General features: G+C 64.4%; 17 protein-coding genes. 8 read left to right on the plus strand and 9 right to left on the minus strand.

Features of this window, described 5'->3' with window-relative positions:
• The first annotated feature begins 169 nt into the window (after window positions 1-169).
• The gene (locus tag NCS00_RS19215; protein ID WP_008352817.1) at window positions 170-1102 is read left to right on the plus strand and encodes a glycerophosphodiester phosphodiesterase family protein; all 933 of its coding nucleotides are present in this window, start codon (window positions 170-172) and stop codon (window positions 1100-1102) included.
• A 6-nt stretch (window positions 1103-1108) separates the two neighbouring features.
• On the opposite strand, the gene NCS00_RS19220 is transcribed toward NCS00_RS19215, so the two are convergent.
• From NCS00_RS19220 to NCS00_RS19235, 4 genes are all read right to left on the minus strand, one after another.
• On the minus strand, window positions 1109-1975 hold the full coding sequence (locus tag NCS00_RS19220) for a proteasome-type protease (RefSeq protein ID WP_008352816.1): 867 nt from the start codon (window positions 1973-1975) through the stop codon (window positions 1109-1111).
• Window positions 1976-2042: 67 nt separating this feature from the next.
• Entirely contained in the window at window positions 2043-2822 is a 780-nt protein-coding gene (locus NCS00_RS19225) for a transglutaminase family protein (RefSeq protein WP_250440743.1), read from the minus strand.
• Between the two features lie 3 nt (window positions 2823-2825).
• Window positions 2826-3779 (minus strand): alpha-E domain-containing protein, encoded by a 954-nt coding sequence (locus NCS00_RS19230; RefSeq protein ID WP_008352812.1) that lies wholly within the window; start codon window positions 3777-3779, stop codon window positions 2826-2828.
• Between the two features lies 1 nt (window position 3780).
• Window positions 3781-5187 (minus strand): circularly permuted type 2 ATP-grasp protein, encoded by a 1407-nt coding sequence (locus NCS00_RS19235; RefSeq protein ID WP_033536712.1) that lies wholly within the window; start codon window positions 5185-5187, stop codon window positions 3781-3783.
• A gap of 139 nt (window positions 5188-5326) precedes the next feature.
• Between NCS00_RS19235 and NCS00_RS19240 the strand changes: the two genes are divergently transcribed.
• Entirely contained in the window at window positions 5327-6901 is a 1575-nt protein-coding gene (locus tag NCS00_RS19240; RefSeq protein WP_250440744.1) for a 3'-5' exonuclease family protein, read from the plus strand.
• Here the strand turns inward: NCS00_RS19240 and NCS00_RS19245 are convergent.
• Window positions 6898-7641, minus strand: a complete 744-nt coding sequence (locus NCS00_RS19245; protein WP_250440745.1) for an SDR family oxidoreductase — start codon at window positions 7639-7641, stop codon at window positions 6898-6900. The two genes, NCS00_RS19240 and NCS00_RS19245, sit on opposite strands and share 4 nt — an antisense overlap.
• A 121-nt stretch (window positions 7642-7762) precedes the next feature.
• Here NCS00_RS19245 and NCS00_RS19250 point away from each other — a divergent pair, with 121 nt between their 5' ends.
• Entirely contained in the window at window positions 7763-8665 is a 903-nt protein-coding gene (locus NCS00_RS19250) for a LysR family transcriptional regulator (RefSeq protein WP_033536698.1), read from the plus strand.
• Window positions 8666-8806: 141 nt separating this feature from the next.
• On the opposite strand, the gene NCS00_RS19255 is transcribed toward NCS00_RS19250, so the two are convergent.
• The 3 genes from NCS00_RS19255 to NCS00_RS19265 all read right to left on the minus strand — a co-directional run bounded on the left by NCS00_RS19255 (window position 8807) and on the right by NCS00_RS19265 (window position 12516).
• Window positions 8807-9268, minus strand: coding sequence for an HU family DNA-binding protein (locus NCS00_RS19255; RefSeq protein WP_008352802.1), 462 nt, complete (start codon window positions 9266-9268; stop codon window positions 8807-8809).
• A 198-nt stretch (window positions 9269-9466) separates the two neighbouring features.
• Entirely contained in the window at window positions 9467-10234 is a 768-nt protein-coding gene (locus NCS00_RS19260) for an endonuclease/exonuclease/phosphatase family protein (RefSeq protein WP_250440746.1), read from the minus strand.
• The gene (locus tag NCS00_RS19265) at window positions 10231-12516 is read right to left on the minus strand and encodes a VTT domain-containing protein (protein WP_250436082.1); all 2286 of its coding nucleotides are present in this window, start codon (window positions 12514-12516) and stop codon (window positions 10231-10233) included. Before NCS00_RS19265 ends, NCS00_RS19260 begins: the two co-directional genes overlap by 4 nt.
• Before the next feature lie 134 nt (window positions 12517-12650).
• On the opposite strand from NCS00_RS19265, the gene clcA reads away from it, so the two are divergent.
• The 5 genes from clcA (at window position 12651) to NCS00_RS19290 (ending at window position 16657) form a co-directional block, all read left to right on the plus strand.
• Window positions 12651-13976: a H(+)/Cl(-) exchange transporter ClcA gene (gene clcA, locus NCS00_RS19270; protein WP_008352796.1), complete on the plus strand. Its 1326-nt coding sequence runs from the start codon at window positions 12651-12653 to the stop codon at window positions 13974-13976.
• 68 nt (window positions 13977-14044) lie between these two features.
• Window positions 14045-15073 carry an aldo/keto reductase gene (locus tag NCS00_RS19275; RefSeq protein ID WP_008352795.1) on the plus strand — a complete coding sequence of 343 codons (1029 nt, stop codon included), beginning with the start codon at window positions 14045-14047 and terminating at the stop codon, window positions 15071-15073.
• Between the two features lie 135 nt (window positions 15074-15208).
• Window positions 15209-15823, plus strand: a complete 615-nt coding sequence (locus NCS00_RS19280; protein WP_033536710.1) for a LysE family translocator — start codon at window positions 15209-15211, stop codon at window positions 15821-15823.
• 284 nt (window positions 15824-16107) lie between these two features.
• Window positions 16108-16275: a hypothetical protein gene (locus NCS00_RS19285; protein WP_160172929.1), complete on the plus strand. Its 168-nt coding sequence runs from the start codon at window positions 16108-16110 to the stop codon at window positions 16273-16275.
• Between the two features lie 220 nt (window positions 16276-16495).
• A complete protein-coding gene (locus tag NCS00_RS19290) occupies window positions 16496-16657 on the plus strand; it encodes a DUF1328 family protein (protein ID WP_008352793.1) in 162 nt (53 codons plus the stop codon).
• Window positions 16658-16725: 68 nt separating this feature from the next.
• Here NCS00_RS19290 and NCS00_RS19295 read toward each other — a convergent pair whose 3' ends face one another.
• Window positions 16726-17844: a diguanylate cyclase gene (locus tag NCS00_RS19295; protein ID WP_008352792.1), complete on the minus strand. Its 1119-nt coding sequence runs from the start codon at window positions 17842-17844 to the stop codon at window positions 16726-16728.
• Window positions 17845-17874 lie beyond the last annotated feature (30 nt).

Raw genomic sequence — 17874 nt, forward strand, 5'->3', positions numbered from 1 at the left:
TCCGATGGCTGTTTTTTTTTCGCGTCCGAAAGCGGCAAGCGCAACAAAGTGTTGAATCAACCGCGTGCGCGTCATCCCGCCCGGACAACGGCGGCAGAATCGGCCGAATCTCAATGCCCCGGGGGTTCGCTGAATGCCGCTTCGCTCAAGACTTCTGGCTCCGCTTGCAATGGCCGCGTGCATCGCCGCAACCGCTTGCACGACAGCCGCGCATCGGTCCGATACTGCGCACGCGTCCGCCTTGCCGATGATCATCGCGCATCGCGGCGGCGCAGCCGATTACCCGGAGAACACGCTGATCGCCATCCAGGGCGCGCTGCACAATCGCGCCGATGCGATCTGGCTCACAGTGCAACTCACCCGCGATGGCGTGCCGGTGCTCTATCGCCCGGCCGATCTTTCGACCAACACGGATGGCAACGGAACGGTCGCGGACCACGACTTCGGCGCGCTGCAACATCTCGACGCCGGACGGAACTTCGCCCTCGCCGATGGAAACGGCGTGACGCGCTATCCGTATCGCGATCACGCGCTGCGTATTCCATCGCTCGCGCAGGCGTTGCGCGTGATTCCGCCCGACGTACCCGTGATGCTCGACATGAAGGCATTGCCCGCCGGACCCCAGACGGCGGCGGTCGCGCGCGTGCTGGACGAGGAAAACGCGTGGTCACGCGTGCTGATCTATTCGACCGATGCCGCCTATCAACGGGCCTTCTCGGCCTATCCGCAGGCACGTTCGCGGCTGTTCGAGTCGCGCGATGCGACACGCGCCCGCCTCGCCTACGTGGCGCTCGAATCCACGTGCAAGGACGCACCGTCGCCCGGAAGATGGACCGCGTTCGAGTATGCGAGAAAGATGGAATTGGTCGAAACGTTCACGCTCGGGGAAGCGCGCTCGGCGGTGACGTCGAGACTCTGGACGCCCGCAGCGGTGCAGTGCTTTCGCACCAGAGGCGAGACCCCGATCCTCGCGATCGGCATCGACAACGCCGACGATTATCGCGCCGCCGCCTGTATCGGCATGACGGCCGTGCTCACCGATTCGCCGCGAAAGATGCAAGCGGTCAGGTCGGGCATTGCGCTGCCGCTGCCGTGCCCCTGAAGCCGCTCACTGATGCGGCGCGTTGCCGTTCGATTCGACGTCTTGCGCGAGCGTCTGCGCGGGCGCGCCCGGGCACGGCAGATCGCCGATGACGAGCCGCGGCACCGTGCTGCGCGTCTCGCGCGGACGCAGCGGAACATTGTCGAGCTCGGTCCACGAAGGGTTCGGAATCTCGCCGAAAAGCTGCCTCAGACGCTCGCCCCAGGTCTTGTTGATCATCTGGTAGTACGCGCTGTTGTTGTCGAGCGTGGCGAAGCGCGTGACGCGCAGCGAGTCCTTCTCGTAGACCAGCAGATCGAGCGGCAGACCGACCGAGAGATTCGAGCGCAGCGTCGAATCCATCGAAATGAGCGCGCATTTGGCGGCTTCGTCGAGCGGCGACGACGGCGTGATCACGCGATCGATGATCGGCTTGCCGTACTTCGATTCGCCGATCTGGAAATACGGCGACACACGCGTCGATTCGATGAAATTGCCCGCCGCGTAGATCATGAAGAGTCGCGGCGGCTGGCCGAAGATCTGTCCGCCGAGGATGAAGCTGCAATTGAAGTCGACGCTGAATTCAGCGAGCGACAGCGCGTCGCGCCGATGCACCTCGCGCACCGCATCGCCGACGATGCGCGCGGCTTCCGCCATCGTCTGGACGCTATACAGCGTGGGCGCGTTCGGATCGGAGGGCTCCACGAGCAAATGCGTCACCGCCTGCGTCAAGGCGAGATTGCCCGCCGCGAGCAGGACGAGTACGCGCTCTCCCGGCTGTTCGAAAACAGCCATCTTGCGCGCGGCGCTCACGTGGTCCACGCCGGCGTTGGTGCGCGTGTCGGACAGGAACACGAGTCCCTCGTCCACGCACATGCCCACGCAATAAGTCATGTCGATCCGTCCTGAAACAAGCAAACCCACATTGTACTGAGCGCGACCGCGCGTCGCATCGATGCGTTCACTGATCCGGCTGCCTATCGATGCTCACATGCACCGTCAGCGTTTCCTCCTTCCCGCCGACGCGCGAGCCGCGCACCGGCGCCGCCGATTCGTAATCGCGCGCGACGGCAAGACGGCAATGACGCTCGCCCGCGAACGCCGCCCGGGTCGCATCGATCGACACCCAGCCGTGCTCGATCCACACGTCGGTCCAGGCGTGCACGTCGGCATCCAGATAGCCGCTCACGCAGCGCGCCGGCACGCCCCGCGCGCGGCAGCACGCGAGCATCAGATGCGCGAGATCGCGCGCATCGCCGAAGCCGCTCGCGAGCGCCTGCGCCGCCGTGCCCGCCGCATACGCCGGCTCCGTGCGATACCGCACGCGCTCGCCGATACGCTCCGTCAGCGCGATGAGCGACGCGGGCGTATCGAGCGCGTCGACGCCGTGCGCGAGCTCGCGGATCGCGGCATCGGGCGCGGTAAGCCGCGTGGGACAGGTGAAATGTTCGAGCGGAATCGGACCGGCTTCATCGAAGAGACGGCCATCGGATAAAGCCTCCGTTTCGATCTCGCCCGCCACGCTCACATGAATCTCGCTGTGCGGCTTCGTCAGCACGAGCGTGTGCAGCGCGTTGCCGTAGGCGTCGCGCGTGAGGTCGAGCTTGCCCGGCGCTTCGACATGCCAGTGCCGCACGATCTGCGACGCGCCGCTCGCCGGACTCACGCGAAACTGCTGGATCGAATACGTGACCGGCGTGGCGTAGCGATAGCGGATGTCGTGGCGAATGGTCAGCAGCATGATTCACGCGATCGGCAACATGAGGAAGGTGTGCATCACGCGCAGGCCGAGTTCGTCGACACGCTTGAGAAACTGCGTCAGCCACGCGTGCACGCCCGTTTCGAGTATCTGGCGGATGTCGGCATACAGCACATCGGCGCGCAGCTTGCCCGCGAAACGCTCGCATTCCTTCGACGCGTCCGTGCGCAATTTCGCGAGCGTGTCGCAGACGCCGTCGAGCGATGCCAGCAGCGAACGCGGCATCTGCTCGTTGAGGATCAGCAGTTCGACGACGCGCGCGGGCGTCACGACATCGCGATACACCTTGCGATAAATCTCCAGCGCCGACACGGAACTCAGTATCGACGTCCAGTAGTAGAAGTCTTCGAGCTGCCGCGCGGCTTCGCGCGAGTTCGGCGTGGCATCGGCGAAACGGACATCGAGAATGCGCGCCGTGTTGTCCGCGCGTTCGAGATACGCGCCGAGCTGCATGAAGAAAAACGCGTCGTCGCGCAGCGCGGTGCCCTGCATCACGCCGCGGCACAGATTCGAGCGGTACTTGACCCATTCGAACAGTGCATCCGGGCTCGTTTGCAGTTCCATGTTCGCGAGGCGCTGAGTGAATTCGAGCCAGGTGAAGTTGATCGTTTCCCAGCCGTCGGTGGTGAGCGTGCCGCGCACCGCGCGCGCATTTTCGCGCGTCGCCTGCAGGCACGAGAGGATGCTCGACGGATTGCGCGCATCGGCGACCATGAAGTGCAGCATGTCCTCGCGCGAGCGCGATCCCGGATGACGCGCGTCGAACATGTCTTCCAGCTCGGATATCTTCAGCACCGAACGCTGCGCGCGCGCTTCCTGCTCGGGCGTTTGCGGCAGGAGCGCGCCTTCCATGTTGATGTCGAGCATGCGCGCGGTGTTCTCGGCGCGCTCCATGTAACGCGCCATCCAGAACAGGTGATCGGCGGTTCGGCTCAGCATGTCATTCGACCATCCACGTATCTTTGGTCCCGCCGCCTTGCGACGAATTGACGACGAGCGAGCCTTCGCGCAGCGCGACGCGCGTGAGGCCGCCCGCGCACATCGACACTTCGCGGCCCGACAGCACGAACGGCCGCAAATCGATATGACGCGGCGCGATGCCCGCCTCGACGAAGGTCGGGCACGCGGAGAGCGCGAGCGTCGGCTGCGCGATATAGCCTTCGGGCCGCGCGAGCAGCAACGCGCGAAAGGTTTCGATTTCCTCTTGCGTCGATGCCGGCCCGACGAGCATGCCGTAGCCGCCCGCGCCGTGCACTTCCTTCACGACGAGCTCCGGCAGATGCGCGAGCGTGTACGCGAGATCGTCGGGCTTGCGGCACTGAAACGTCGGCACGTTGTTCAGGATCGGCTTCTCGCCGAGATAGAACTCGATCATGTCGGGCACGAACGGATAGATCGATTTGTCGTCGGCGATGCCGGTGCCCATCGCGTTGGCGAGCGTCACGCGCCCCGCGCGATACGACGTCAGCAAGCCCGGAATCCCGAGCGCCGAATCGGCGCGAAACGCGAGCGGATCGAGAAAGTCGTCGTCCACGCGGCGATAGATCACGTCGACGCGGCGCGGGCCGTGCGTCGTCCGCATGAAGACATAGTTGTCGTCGACGAAAAGATCCTTGCCCTCGACGAGTTCCACGCCCATCTGCTGCGCGAGGAAGGTGTGCTCGAAGTACGCCGAGTTGTACATGCCGGGCGTCAGCACGACGACCGCCGGATCGTCGACGCCTTCAGGCGCGATCGAACGCAATGTTTCCAGCAGCAGGTCGGGATAATGCGCGACCGGCGCGACGCGGTTCTGCACGAAGAGTTCGGGAAAGAGCCGCATCATCATCTTGCGGTTTTCGAGCATGTACGACACGCCCGACGGCACGCGCAAATTGTCTTCGAGCACGTAGAACTCGCCCGCCGCGCCCGCGCGCACCACATCGACGCCCGCGATATGCGCGTAGACGTCGAGCGGCACGTCGACGCCCTGCATTTCCGGCCGATATTGCGCGTTCGTGTAGACCTGTTCGGCCGGAACGCGCCCGGCGAGCACGATGTCGCCGTCGTGGTAGATATCGTGCAGAAAGAGATTGAGCGCCTGCACGCGCTGCCGCAAACCGGCTTCGAGCACGCGCCATTCGTCGCCGGGAATGATGCGCGGAATCATGTCGAAGGGAATGAGCCGCTCGGTGCCGGACAGATCGCCATTCACCGCGAACGTGATGCCGACGCGCCGGAACAGCACGTCCGCTTCGGCGCGCTTTCTCGCGATGGTTTCGGGGCGCTGCTGCGCGAGCCAGCGTGAAAACCGCGCGTAGTGACTGCGCACGGTGTCGTCCTGACGCATTTCATCGTAGATCTGCATCATTGCGTCCTTCGTTTTTTTACCGCATTTCCTTGCAGTATCGGACGAAAGTGCGCGACGTGCGCCACTTTTTTAGCGCGCGTTCATGGTGCACGGCCGTTTCGCGCTAGACTGCCCGCTCAACGCTCAACGTTTCATCATGTCCGACGCTTTCGAAGACGAAGCCGATTCCCTCGCCGATGCCCTTCTCGCAGGACTCGTGCGCCCGATCGTTTTCGTCGATCTGGAAACCACCGGCTCGAACGCGACCGAGGACCGCATCACCGAAATCGGCGTCGTTGAAGCGAGCACGGCGGGCATCGAGCGCTGGAGCGTGCTCGTCGATCCGGGCGTGCCGGTGCCGCCGTTCATCGCGCGCCTGACCGGCATCGACGACGCCATGCTGCGCGGCCAGCCCACCTTCGAATCGCTCGCGCCCGCGCTCGCCGAGCGGCTGCACGGCAAGCTCTTCGTCGCGCACAACGCGCGCTTCGATTACGGCTTCCTCAAGAACGCCTTTCGCCGCGCGGGCATCGCGTTTCGCGCGGATACGCTGTGCACGGTGCGGCTGTCGCGCGCGCTCTTTCCATCGGTCGAAAGACATGGTCTCGATGCGCTCATCGCGCGGCTGAACCTCGCGCCCGAAGGACGCCATCGCGCGCTCGCCGACGCCGACCTGCTCTGGCAGTTCTGGCAGAAGATTCACGCGCTCTATTCGCAGGATCTCGTCGACGCAGCCATCAAAACGCTCGTGCGCCGCGCGAGCTTGCCCGCCGCGCTGCCCGAAGGCGCGCTCGATGCGTTGCCGTCGGCGCCCGGCGTCTATCTCTTTCACGGCGACGACGACGTGCCGCTCTATGTCGGCAAGAGCATCAACCTGAAACAACGCGTTGCGGCGCATTTTTCGGGCGATCACAGGCTTCAGAAGGACTTGTCGATCTCGCAGGCGATCCGTCGCATCGAATGCCGCGAGACGGTCGGAGAGCTCGGCGCGCTGCTGCTCGAAGCGAAGCTCGTGAAGGAGCTGAAGCCGACGCACAATCGCTTGCTCAAAGGCGCATCGGCAACGTGTGCGTGGCAGTGGCTACCGGGCGCGCACGCGCCGACGCTCGTGAAGGCGAACAAACGCGATCTGTCGCGCGAGGAACATCTCTTCGGCGTGTTCGCGTCGCGCGCGAAAGCGCATGCGTTCATGCGCCATCTGGCGGATGAACACAATCTCTGTCACGCGACGCTCGGCCTCGAAAAAGCGCCGCTTTCGCCGGGGCGCGGCTGCTTCGGCTATCAGGTGAAACGCTGCCTCGGGTCGTGTGCGGGAATCGAAACGCTCGCGGATCACGCCTCGCGTGCGCTCGATGCGCTCGAAGGCGCGCGCCTCGTGAAATGGCCGCACGACGGGCCGATCGCCGTCTGCGAGCGCGATGAAGCATCGGGTCGCGAAGCATGGCACGTAATCGATCGATGGTGCTATATCGGCACATGCGCGACACGCGACGGCATCGCGCCGCTGCTCGCCGACGCACCCGACCTACGCCCGTTCGACTCGGATGTGTACAGCCTGATCGCGAAGCGCCTCGCGCCGGAACAACTGCAATGGATCGCATGCGATGCGCGGCCTGCGTTCCAACTCGTCGTACAGGACGCGCCCGCGCGCGCCGCCGTCACACAGCAGACGAAACGCGCGACGACGAAGCGCCGCGCACCCGCCGACGACCAGTTCGCGCTGATGCTTTAAGCGATGCCGCCGTTCGCGCGCAGCACCTGGCCGTTGACCCAGCCCGCATCGGGCCCGACGAGAAACGCGACGATCGAGGCGATATCGTCCGGCTGACCGAGACGTTCGAGTGGCGGCATCTTCGAGAACGTGGCGATCTGCTCGTCGGTCTTGCCCTTGAGGAACAGCGACGTCGCCACCGGTCCGGGCGCGACCGCATTCACCGTGATGCCGCGTCCGCGCAACTCCTTCGCGAACACATGCGTGAACGATTCGACCGCCGACTTCGTCGCGTTGTAGATCGCGTAGCCCGGCATGTTGAGCGCGAGCGTCGTGCTCGAAAAGTTCACGATGCGCCCGCCGCCCTTCATGCGCGCCGCCGCTTCGCGCAGCGTGTTGAACGTGCCGCGCACGTTGATATCGAACGTCTGGTCGTAAAGCGCATCGCTCGTGTCGGCGAGCGGCGCGGTCTTCAGAACGCCCGCGTTGTTGACGAGCGCATCGACTTTGCCGAGCTGCGCTTCGACGGTCTCGAACATGTCGCGCACGTCGTCGGCTTTGGCGACATCCGCTTTTACGGCGATCGCCGTGTTTCCCGCTTCGCGCAATTGCACGACGAGCGCATCCGCCTCCTTCGCGCTCGACGCATAGTTCACCGCGACCGCGAAGCCGTCGCGTGCAAGACGCCGCGCGATCTCGGCGCCGATGCCGCGCGACGCGCCCGTGACGATCGCCACGCGTTTCGCTTGAGTCTGACTCATGATGGGCTCCTCAAAGTGGCTGTTCGATGAGAAGCATGATGAATCATTCCGTTTTCGCGATCATCGTGCGTGGATTAGTATCATCGTTCCAGTAGCTTTAACAATTCACCGCCCATTCGCCATGGATCGATTCCAGGAAATGCAGGTCTTCGTGCGTATCGCGGAGCGGCACAGCTTCACGCAAGCGGCCGACGATCTGCAGATACCGCGCGCCACCGTCACTAATCTGATGAAGCGCATGGAAGAGCGGCTCGGCGCGCGCCTGCTCGAACGCACGACGCGCACGGTGCGCCTCACGCCCGATGGCGAAGAGCACTATCGGCGTTGCGTGCGTCTCATCGCCGATCTGGAAGAAGCGGAAGGCTCGTTCAAGCACGCGGAGCCGAAGGGTTTGTTGCGCGTGAATCTGCAAGGCACGCTCGCGCGGCATTTCATCATGCCGGGACTGCCCGCGTTTCTCGAGCGTCATGCGCAGATCGAACTGCATATCGGCGAGGACGACAGGCTCGTCGATCTCGTGCGCGAAGGCGTCGATTGCGTGCTGCGCGCGGGCATGTTGCAGGATTCGTCGATGATCGGCCGGCGCGTCGCGCTGCTCGAACAAGTCACCGTGGCGAGTCCCGCGTATCTCGCGCGTGAAGGCACGCCGGATGATCTCGAAGCGCTTGCATCGCATCGCGCGGTGAACTTCGTATCGAGCGCGACGGGTCGTGCATTGCCGCTGGAGTTCAGCGTCGACGGGCGTATCGAGACCATCGAATTGCAGGCGTCGGTTTCGGTGTCGGGCGTCGAACTCTATACGCAAGCCGCGCTCGCCGGACTCGGCATCGTGCAGGTGCCGCGCTATCACGTCGACGATGCTTTGAACAATGGTCGTCTGCGACTCGTGCTTCCCAACCTTCCGCCACCACCGATGCCTATCTCCGTGCTGTATCCGCATAACCGGCAGCTCTCCGCGCGCGTACGGGTTTTCGCGGATTGGTTGAGCGAGATCTTCGCGCCTTTCAACGCGCGCGCGTCATAAGGAAAGCAAAAGCAAGGAACGCAAAAGCAAGGGACGAGAAAGCAAAAGAGGCCAGCATCCCGATGAAGGGAAGCTGGCCTCTTGTTCGACGCGCTTCGATTTCGCCAACGAAACCGAAGCCGTGATGCCGGCGAAAGAGACTTAAGCCGCTGCGTCCTTCAGCTTCTTCAGCGCGCGCGCCTTGATGCGAACGCTTGCCGGCTTGGCCGGGAACCAGCGCTCCTCGCCCGTGAACGGGTCCTTGCCGAAGCGCTTCTTCTTCGCGGCCACGGCTTGCGCGGTGATCTTCAGCAGGCCCGACAGCGTGAATTCGCCAGCGCCCTTCTTGTGGATCGAACCGAGGATGGTGTCTTCCAGCGCGACCAGCACGGCCTTCACCGCTTTCACGTCGACAGCGGCGCGATCTGCGAGATGCGTTGCGAGCGATGCCTTCGTGAACGTGTCCTTGATCGGCGTGGGAGCGCCGCTCGTGGTCTTCTTCGCGGCTACTTTCTTCGCGGCAACTTTCGGTGCTGCTGCTTTCTTCACCGGTGCGGCAGCGGTCTTCGCCGTGGCCTTCTTGGCCGGGGCTTTCTTGGCAGCGGTTTTAGCGGAAGTCGGCATGTTTCTCCTACCTGTTTTTGGTCAGTGATATTCGAATACGTTCGCACCGATGCGTTCGTATCACGCCGGATTCTACATAGGCCAAGCGAGTTCGTGCGAGTCTTTTGCGCTTTTATATCGTTTTTATAGGGGTTTTTCGTGGCGTCGCGCTGACACGCAAGTCATGGAGCCGCGTTTACATCGCATACGTCGCGCGCTTTATCGCTGCATCGACGATGCAAATGCGCAATGCGCGATATGCGCGATGAGCGGATAGTGATCCGATGCGATACGCGAAAGCGGCGTGCGATGCACATCGACACGCATGAGACGTTCGCCCGGATGCACCCAGATGCGATCGAGCGCGAAGAGCGGATAGCGCGTCGGAAAGGTGCGCAACGCACTCGCGCGATGAAAGTGCGTGACGAGCCGCCGCAACGTGCGGCCATAGACGAACCATTCGTTCAGATCGCCGAGCAGGATCACGGGCAGCGCGGGCGTATCGAAGCTTTGCAGCACTTGCTCCACTTGCGCGCGCCTTTCGCTCGATGCAAGCCCGAGATGCGTCGCGACCACACGCCAGAGTTCGCCGCCGCAATCGATATCGGCATCAAGCGCGCCGCGCGGCTCGCGGCTCCTGAACGAAAGATCGAGCGTGCGGACCGCGCGCACCGGATAGCGCGTGAGCACTGCGTTGCCGTAACGCCGTTCGGGCGTGTCGAGCGTCGGGCCCGCGACCGCGTTCAGGTTCGTCATGCGTTGCAGCACGTCGAGCACATCGGGCGCGCCGCTGCCGCCGAGCGGCACTTCCTGCAGCGCGAAGATGTCCGCATCGATCTCGGCGAGCACTGCGCCGATGCGTTCCGGCGCGAACTTGCCGTCGATGCCTATCGCGCCATGCAAGTTGTATGTGGCGATGCGCAGCTCGCGTGCGCGCGCGTCCTTCATATATTCGCGTTCGATGACGGTCTCGTGCATCAGCGTCATGAGTTGACCTCGTCGGGGCGCTCGTTTTTCGTCGATGATTCGCGCGGCATCGTGCCGTTCTCGCGCAGTTCGCTCGCGCGTTTGGCTTCGTCGCTGGCGCGCGATTTGTCCGCATCGCTCGGTGCGCCTTCGTGCGCGTCGTGACGATTCTTGCCGCCGAGAAAGCGCTGCAGCAGCAGCGACGCGCCGATCAGCGCCGCGCCGATGCCGATCAGCACCGCGAACGAGCCGACCGTCGGCCGATGCAGCGACGCGACGAACTGATGCGCGAACGCGACCGTCAGAAAGATGCCGGGGCCCATGCCGAGCATCGTGCCGATCATGAAGTCGCGCATGCGGATATGCGATGCGCCCGCCACGAGATTGACGATCGCAAATGGTGCAACGGGCAAGATCCGCAACACGACGACCGCGACGATGCCGCGCTTCGCCACGCGTTCGGACAGCCGGTTGACGCGCGCGCCCGCGAGCTTGCGCACCGCGTCACGGCCGAGCCAATTGCCAAGGGAATACGATATCGCCGCTGCAATCGTCGTGCCGATGAACGCATAAGCCGCGCCCCAGGACGCGCCGAAAACGATGCCCGTCGTCGCGATCAGCAACGTGATCGGCACGGCCATGACGGCCGCGATGACATAGCCGAGCACGATCCAGACCGGCGCGAGCGGCAGCGAATCGATATGGCGCGTCGCGTTCGTGAGCGACTTCAGGTTCACGTAATCGCCGAGCGGCGTCCAGTGCCACAGACCCGCGACGACCACGACCATCAGCGCGAACATGCCGAGCAGCGCGAAGCGGCCGATGAGCGGACGCGTCTTTTCCGCAGGCACGAACTGATCGACGAGTTCGTCGGCGGCGATCGGCGTTTCGGGATCGATCAGCGCCTCGGGCGGAATCAGCTGGTCGAGCTCCGTCGACACTTGCGGATCGAGCGGCACCATCGTGCGATGTTCGTCGCGGTCGCGCAACAGCGCCTGAATTCCCGCATTCGTGCCGTTGCGCGCCTCTCGTTCGCGCACCACATCCGCGATATCGCAACCGAGATGCTCGGCGAGCAGCGTGTCGCGCATCGTCGCGATCGCGCGGCGGATACGCGCATCCGCGCCCGCATCGATGGAGACGTTGCATTCGCTGTCGAGGACCATCGAGCGATTGTTCAGATTGGCCGAACCGACGATCAGCAATTCGTCGTCGACGATCATCAGCTTGCTGTGCACGTTGACGATCGCGTCGCCGAGCTTCGGCACGCTCGGGCACAGCAGCCGATAACGTCCATGCGCGTCGGCGTTTTTCAGAAGCCTGTGCAGGCGCGCGCGCAGCACGCCCATCGTCACTTCCTGAAGCCAGCCGCTCTGATTGCGCGGCACGACGATCGTGAGATCGGGTCCGTCCTCGCGCGCGAGCGAATCCGCGAGCGCCGCGCCGATCGTCCCCGAAGTGAAGTACTGGTTCTCGATATAGATGCTGCGCCGCGCCCGCGCGATGGCGTCGAGATACTGCGTGCGAATCTGCTGCACCGGTTCGCGGCCGAGATAATCCGGCTCGGTGAGCGAGATGGCGATATCGACATCTTCGAGATCGACGCGTCGCGAAGGCGGCCAAGGATCGTTCTGCAGCGTCGCGCGATGCGCGCGAATCGCGAGGCGCTTGCCGCATGCGCGGGCCCATCGTTCGCGTGCGAGCTGGCCGATTTCGCGCGCGGCGTCGCCATCGAACATCGTGTGGACGTCGTGAAACGGCTGATATGCCGCGCCGTTCGCATCGCGGCGCAGCGGCTCGTCGGGCGCGTGCGCGGACGTGTCCCAGCGCGAGCGCGTGAGATCGAGTCCGCCGACGAATGCCACGCGATCATCGATCACGACGATCTTCTGATGCTGCGATCCGCCGAGCGGATGCTTGCCGTCCATCTGGAACGCGATGCGCCGGTGCGTGCGCCAGCCCATCTTGTAGACGGGCAGCCATTCGCGCTCGAATGCGTAGAGCATCGCGAAATCCCACGCGAGAATGTAGATGCGCAGACGCCGCTTGTCGCCCGCGAGCGCGTGCAGAAAATCGCCGAGCGCTTCGGGATAGCCGTCGTCCGCGCCTTCGGGCGTGAGCTTCATGCGGCTATCGATATCCCAGCCGAGGATGAACACCGTGCGCTCCGCGCGCGTGAGCGCCTCGCGCAGCACGCGGAAATAATCGGCGCCATCGATGAGCAGACTGAAGCGATCTGCGTGACGCACGCTCGCGCAATTGCGCCCTGGCTGAAAAAACGGCTCGTCGTTTGCGTGGTTCATGTGCCTCTGTGTGCCTCTGCATACCCCGCGACGGGCTTCGCGGCGAAATAACTTTCGTTTTGCAAGCCCCATGCCCGCCGCGCCGCGCGATGTTACGCTTCGTTGCACATGCCGATTCCGGAGCGACATGCGCGATGAACGATAACGAAGTCACCAATCAGGACGATGAGCGCGCAGGACTCGTTCCGCTCGCGGCGGCATCGGTGGTCGTGGGGGCGGCGACGGGCGCGATCGGCGTGCTCTTTCGCTTCGCGCTCGAACGCGGCGATATCTGGCGCAACGCGTTCGTCGCGTGGGCGCACGCGGGCCACGATGCGGCGATCGTGCTCGTCGTGCTCGCGGCGACGGCGGCATCCGCGCTCGCCGCATGGCTCGTCGCGCGTTTCGCGCCGATGGCGAGCGGCAGCGGCATTCCACACGTCGAAGCGGTGCTGCACGGCAGCGTGCCGCCTGCGCCGCTCGTGCTCATCCCGATCAAGTTCGTGGGCGGCGTGCTCGCCATCGGCGCGGGGCTCGCGCTCGGCCGCGAAGGTCCGACCGTGCAGATGGGTGCATCGATCGCACATGCCATCGGCACGTCTTTCAGGCGCAATGCCGGCGATTGCCGTGTACTGCTCGCGGCCGGCGCGGGCGCGGGGCTCGCCACGGCGTTCAATGCGCCGATCGCGGGCGCAGTGTTCGTGCTCGAAGAACTGATGCGCCGTTTCGATACCCGCACGGCGGTCGCGGCGCTCGGCGCATCCGCGAGCGCGATCGCGATGGCGCGTCTGCTGCATGGCGATCTGCCCGACTTTCATCTGCCCGCGCAGCCGTTTCCCGGCTTCGAGATGACCGGCGCGCATCTCGTGCTCGGCCTGTTGCTGGGGCTGCTCGGCGCGCTGTACAGCCGCGTGATTCTCTGGACGCTCGATGTCGCCGACTCGATCGCGCCGCCCGCATCGGTGAAACATGCGACGGCGCGCGCCGCCGTGGTCGGCGCGGCGGTCGGCCTGCTCGCGTGGTTCGCGCCGGCTCTCGCCGGCGGCGGCGATGCGCTCACCGAGCGCGCGCTGCTCGGCGCGGGAACCGTCGCGAGCGTGACGGCGATGTTCGCGTTGCGCTTCGTGCTCGGCCCGGTGTCGTATGCGGCGGGCACGCCAGGCGGCCTTTTCGCGCCGATGCTCGCGCTCGGCGCGCAGACGGGCCTCGTGTTCGGCCGCGTGTGTCTCGACTGGTTTCCCGGCATGGCGAGCCCCGCCGGCGACACCGCCACGTTCGCGGTGGTCGGCATGGCGGCGTTCTTCGTCGCGGTGGTGCGCGCGCCGGTGACGGGCATCGTGCTCGTCACGGAAATGACGGCGAGCTTCACGCTGCTTCTGCCGATGCTCACCGCCTGCTTCACCGCGATGATCGTGCCGATGCTCCTGCGCGTGCCGCCGATCTACGATTCGCTCGGCGAACGCGCGGCGCGGCATCGCTGACGCGGACGCTGCATGCGTCGAGCCGTTGCGGTAGTCTCGTCGATGGACTTCATCCACGAGGACACGCAATGGAATATCGACATCTCGGTGCTTCGGGCTTCAAGGTTCCCGTCCTGAGCTTCGGCACCGGCACTTTCGGCGGCAAGGGCGAACTCTTTCAGGCGTGGGGCGAGACCGACGTGAGCGAAGCGCGCAAGCTCGTCGACATCTGCCTCGACGCGGGCGTGACGATGTTCGACACCGCCGACATCTACTCGCGCGGCACGTCGGAATCGATACTCGGCGAGGCGCTCAAGGGCCGGCGCGACAAGGTCATCGTCTCGACCAAGGCGACCTTCCGCTTCGACGACAACGACCCGAACGCCGTCGGTTCGTCGCGCTTTCATCTCATCAAGGCCGTGAACGGGGCACTGGAACGCCTGCAAACGGATTACATCGACGTGTTCCAGTTGCATGGCTTCGATGCGAAAACGCCCGTCGAAGAGACGCTTTCCACGCTCGACGATCTCGTGCGCGCAGGAAAAATCCGCTATACGGGCGTGTCGAATTTCTCGGGCTGGCATTTGCAGAAATCGCTCGATGTGGCCGACCGTTACGGCTATCCGCGCTATGTCGCGAATCAGACTTACTACTCGCTGATCGGCCGCGATTACGAATGGGAGCTGATGCCGCTCGGCATCGATCAGGGCGTCGGCGCGATCGTCTGGAGCCCGCTCGGCTGGGGACGCCTCACCGGCAAGATTCGGCGCGGCCAGCCGCTGCCCGCGACGAGCCGTCTGCACAAAACCGCCGACATGGGGCCACCGGTGCCGGACGAATATCTGTACCGCGTCGTCGATGCGCTCGACGCCATCGCCGAGGAAACCGGCAAGACCGTGCCGCAGATCGCGCTCAACTGGCTGCTGCAGCGCCCCACGGTCGCGACTGTGCTGATCGGCGCGCGCAACGAGGAGCAACTGCGGCAGAACCTCGGCGCGGTCGGCTGGAACCTCACGGCGGAACAGGTGAAGAAGCTCGATGAGGCGAGCGCGGTGCGGCCCGCGTATCCGTACTGGCATCAACAGGGATTCGCGGAACGCAATCCGTTCCCCGTGTAAGGAGGTTGGGCTGGGCGCGACGGCGCGTCGCGTCCGAACACCGTACAGGAAGTCACCTGACAATCTGTACCGGTACTGTACCGGACACCTTCCGTACACTTGGCGCTCATCGAATCCTTCATTGCGGAGCGCGCCATGCCCACCGAACTTCTGAACGCCCTTCCAGCCGCCGCGCTGTTCGCGCTGGTGACGACCATCACGCCCGGTCCCAACAACACGATGCTGCTCGCCTCGGGCGTCAATTTCGGGTTGAGGCGCACGCTGCCGCACATGCTCGGCATCAGCGCGGGCATGGCGATCCTGATGATCGCGGTCGGCCTCGGGCTCGCGCAGGCGTTCGAGCGTCTGCCGATCCTCTACACGGTGCTGGAAGCGGCGAGCGTCGCGTATCTGCTGTATCTGGCGTGGAAGATCGGCACGTCGTCGTCGGTGCAGATGCGCGACAGCAAGGCGCGCCCGATGCGCTTTCACGAAGCGATCGCGTTTCAGTGGATCAATCCCAAGGCGTGGATGATGGTGCTCACCGCCGCGAGCACGATCCACCTGCACGCGAGTCTTTCGCTGAACGCCGCGCTGATGGCCGTCGTGCTCGTCGTGATCGGCTTGCCGTGCATCACGATGTGGGCCGCGTTCGGCACGTCGCTGCGCCGCTTTCTCGCGGATCCGCGCCGGTTGCGCATGTTCAACATCACGATGGCCGTCTTGCTCGTGTTGTCGCTGTATCCGATCGTCGCCCATTTTTTCGCTTGATGCGCGATCCGAAACACGCGCGTCGTCTTTGCCTCGACGCGCGTCCCGGTGCATACTGGCCTTACGCGCCGGCACGCAAAATCTGCCGTCCTGCTTGCAAGATTGGGACTGCGTTTCTTTATCGTCAGCACGGTCTGTTCACCTTTCCGCCCGAACGATCCTCAACTGATCCTTAAGCGATCCTTTAAGGCGGACTATTCAGCCCGGCGCGTACAAGCCTTGCTAGTCCGTTGGTTCGCGCCGAATCGTCGGCGCGGCTTTGAAATCTGTTCAAGGAGTACGCCATGTCTGGAGCCAATCGCCCGTCCGGTCCCGCCACGCGCAAATCCCTCGACCTAGCCGATCAGATCGAACGCGATGAACTGGAGAACAACCTGCCGGATGCGCTCAACAGCGTCGACGACGAAGACGACGACGATGAAACCGACTCCGATCGCACACTAGGCCGTTAGCCTCGACAGCCGGACACATCGCGCGAAGGCAAGCGCGATCCGCGACGCCGCAATGTTCCTTTCATTGCGGCGTTTTTGCATCTCCGGCACGCGGGCGATGCGCTGGGCACGTCCGTTGCTTTGAACGATGCGCGGGAAAACCGATGAGCGAAAGCGGCGGCATAGATCCGCCTGCATATCGACCGATCAACCGATCATCCGATCCACCAAGGAGGGCAACATGCTCCGTTACGCTGTCATCTTCTTCATCATCGCGATCATCGCGGCCGTCTTCGGCTTCGGCGGAATCGCAACGGGCGCGGCGGAAATCGCCAAGATCCTGTTCTTCATCTTTATCGTGATCTTTCTGGCGACCTTGCTGCTCGGCGTGTTCAGGCGATGACGCCATTCACGCAGCACACGCCGTAAAGCAAAACGCGCGGGCTTCGACGAAGGCCGCGCGTTTTTTCGTCAGGTGACGATCACCCGGTTCTTCCCGTCTCTCTTCGCGCGATACAGCGCGAGATCGGCGGCTTCGACGAGCTGCTTCGACGCATCGTCGTGCATCGCCATCTGTATCGCGCCGCCGACGCTGATCGTCACGCGCCCGCTCGACGAACCCGCATGCGGCACGTCCAGCGCCTCGACCGCGATGCGTATTTTCTCGCCGAGCAGACGCAAGCCCGGCGCCGATGTCGAGAGCAGCACGACCGCGAATTCCTCGCCGCCGAAGCGCGCGGCGAGATCGGTCGGACTGGCGAGACTCGATTCGATCGTATGCGCGACGAGCTTCAGCACATCGTCGCCGGCGACGTGGCCATATGTGTCGTTGTACGACTTGAAGTTATCGACATCGATCATCAGAAAGCCGATGGACGCATGCTCGCGAGCGGCGCGCCGCCATTCCGCGTTCAGATAATCGTCGAGACGGCGGCGATTCGACAAACCCGTCAGCCCGTCCGAATGCGTCAGGCGCTGCAATTCCAGATTCGTTTCGAGCAGCTTCTGCTGCGACTGACGCAGCGCGCGATACGCTTCGTCGCGTTGCAGCAGGTTCTGATACGAACGCGAGTGATAGCGCACGCGCGCGACGAGCTCGATGGTATCGGGCAGCTTCACGAGATAGTCGTTCGCGCCCGCCGCGAATGCCGCGCTCTTGATGCGCGGCTCTTCCTTCGTCGAGAGCACGATGATCGGGATATCGCGCGTCGCCGGATGCTCGCGATACTGACGAACGAGCGTCAGGCCATCGACGCCGGGCATCACGAGATCCTGCAGGATCACCGTCGGCCGCGTTTCCTGCGCGGTGCGCAACGCCTCTTCCGGATTCGCGCAGTAATGCAGATCGACGTTGCGCTCTTCGGCGAGCGCGCGGCGCAACGCTTCCGCGATGATCGCCTGATCGTCGACGAGCAGCACCATCACCGGCAACTCGGCGGCGGGCGGCGCGTTCAATGCGGCGGCGAGCAGATCGGACACGGCGCGCTCGTCCGCGATTGCACGCGAGCCCGCGCGCTCGATGCTCGCCGACGCGGCGGCCGCGGCCCGTTTCGCGCGCTCGGCCAGCGGATCGGGATGAGGAGTTTTCATGAAACGTGTGTCCTTGGTTGATGTGCTTCG

Source organism: Caballeronia sp. AZ1_KS37 (genome assembly GCF_023631165.1).
GTDB classification, from domain to species: domain Bacteria; phylum Pseudomonadota; class Gammaproteobacteria; order Burkholderiales; family Burkholderiaceae; genus Caballeronia; species Caballeronia zhejiangensis.

Coding starts and splice junctions, on each gene's coding strand:
- NCS00_RS19245 (WP_250440745.1), bottom strand. CDS start 7,641: ATGAGTCAGACTCAAGCGAAACGCGTGGCGATCGTCACGGGCGCGTCG.
- NCS00_RS19235 (WP_033536712.1), bottom strand. CDS start 5,187: ATGCAGATCTACGATGAAATGCGTCAGGACGACACCGTGCGCAGTCAC.
- NCS00_RS19230 (WP_008352812.1), bottom strand. CDS start 3,779: ATGCTGAGCCGAACCGCCGATCACCTGTTCTGGATGGCGCGTTACATG.
- NCS00_RS19255 (WP_008352802.1), bottom strand. CDS start 9,268: ATGCCGACTTCCGCTAAAACCGCTGCCAAGAAAGCCCCGGCCAAGAAG.
- NCS00_RS19275 (WP_008352795.1), top strand. CDS start 14,045: ATGGAATATCGACATCTCGGTGCTTCGGGCTTCAAGGTTCCCGTCCTG.
- NCS00_RS19225 (WP_250440743.1), bottom strand. CDS start 2,822: ATGCTGCTGACCATTCGCCACGACATCCGCTATCGCTACGCCACGCCG.
- clcA (WP_008352796.1), top strand. CDS start 12,651: ATGAACGATAACGAAGTCACCAATCAGGACGATGAGCGCGCAGGACTC.
- NCS00_RS19295 (WP_008352792.1), bottom strand. CDS start 17,844: ATGAAAACTCCTCATCCCGATCCGCTGGCCGAGCGCGCGAAACGGGCC.
- NCS00_RS19285 (WP_160172929.1), top strand. CDS start 16,108: ATGTCTGGAGCCAATCGCCCGTCCGGTCCCGCCACGCGCAAATCCCTC.
- NCS00_RS19220 (WP_008352816.1), bottom strand. CDS start 1,975: ATGACTTATTGCGTGGGCATGTGCGTGGACGAGGGACTCGTGTTCCTG.
- NCS00_RS19240 (WP_250440744.1), top strand. CDS start 5,327: ATGTCCGACGCTTTCGAAGACGAAGCCGATTCCCTCGCCGATGCCCTT.
- NCS00_RS19265 (WP_250436082.1), bottom strand. CDS start 12,516: ATGAACCACGCAAACGACGAGCCGTTTTTTCAGCCAGGGCGCAATTGC.
- NCS00_RS19215 (WP_008352817.1), top strand. CDS start 170: ATGGCCGCGTGCATCGCCGCAACCGCTTGCACGACAGCCGCGCATCGG.
- NCS00_RS19280 (WP_033536710.1), top strand. CDS start 15,209: ATGCCCACCGAACTTCTGAACGCCCTTCCAGCCGCCGCGCTGTTCGCG.
- NCS00_RS19250 (WP_033536698.1), top strand. CDS start 7,763: ATGGATCGATTCCAGGAAATGCAGGTCTTCGTGCGTATCGCGGAGCGG.
- NCS00_RS19260 (WP_250440746.1), bottom strand. CDS start 10,234: ATGACGCTGATGCACGAGACCGTCATCGAACGCGAATATATGAAGGAC.
- NCS00_RS19290 (WP_008352793.1), top strand. CDS start 16,496: ATGCTCCGTTACGCTGTCATCTTCTTCATCATCGCGATCATCGCGGCC.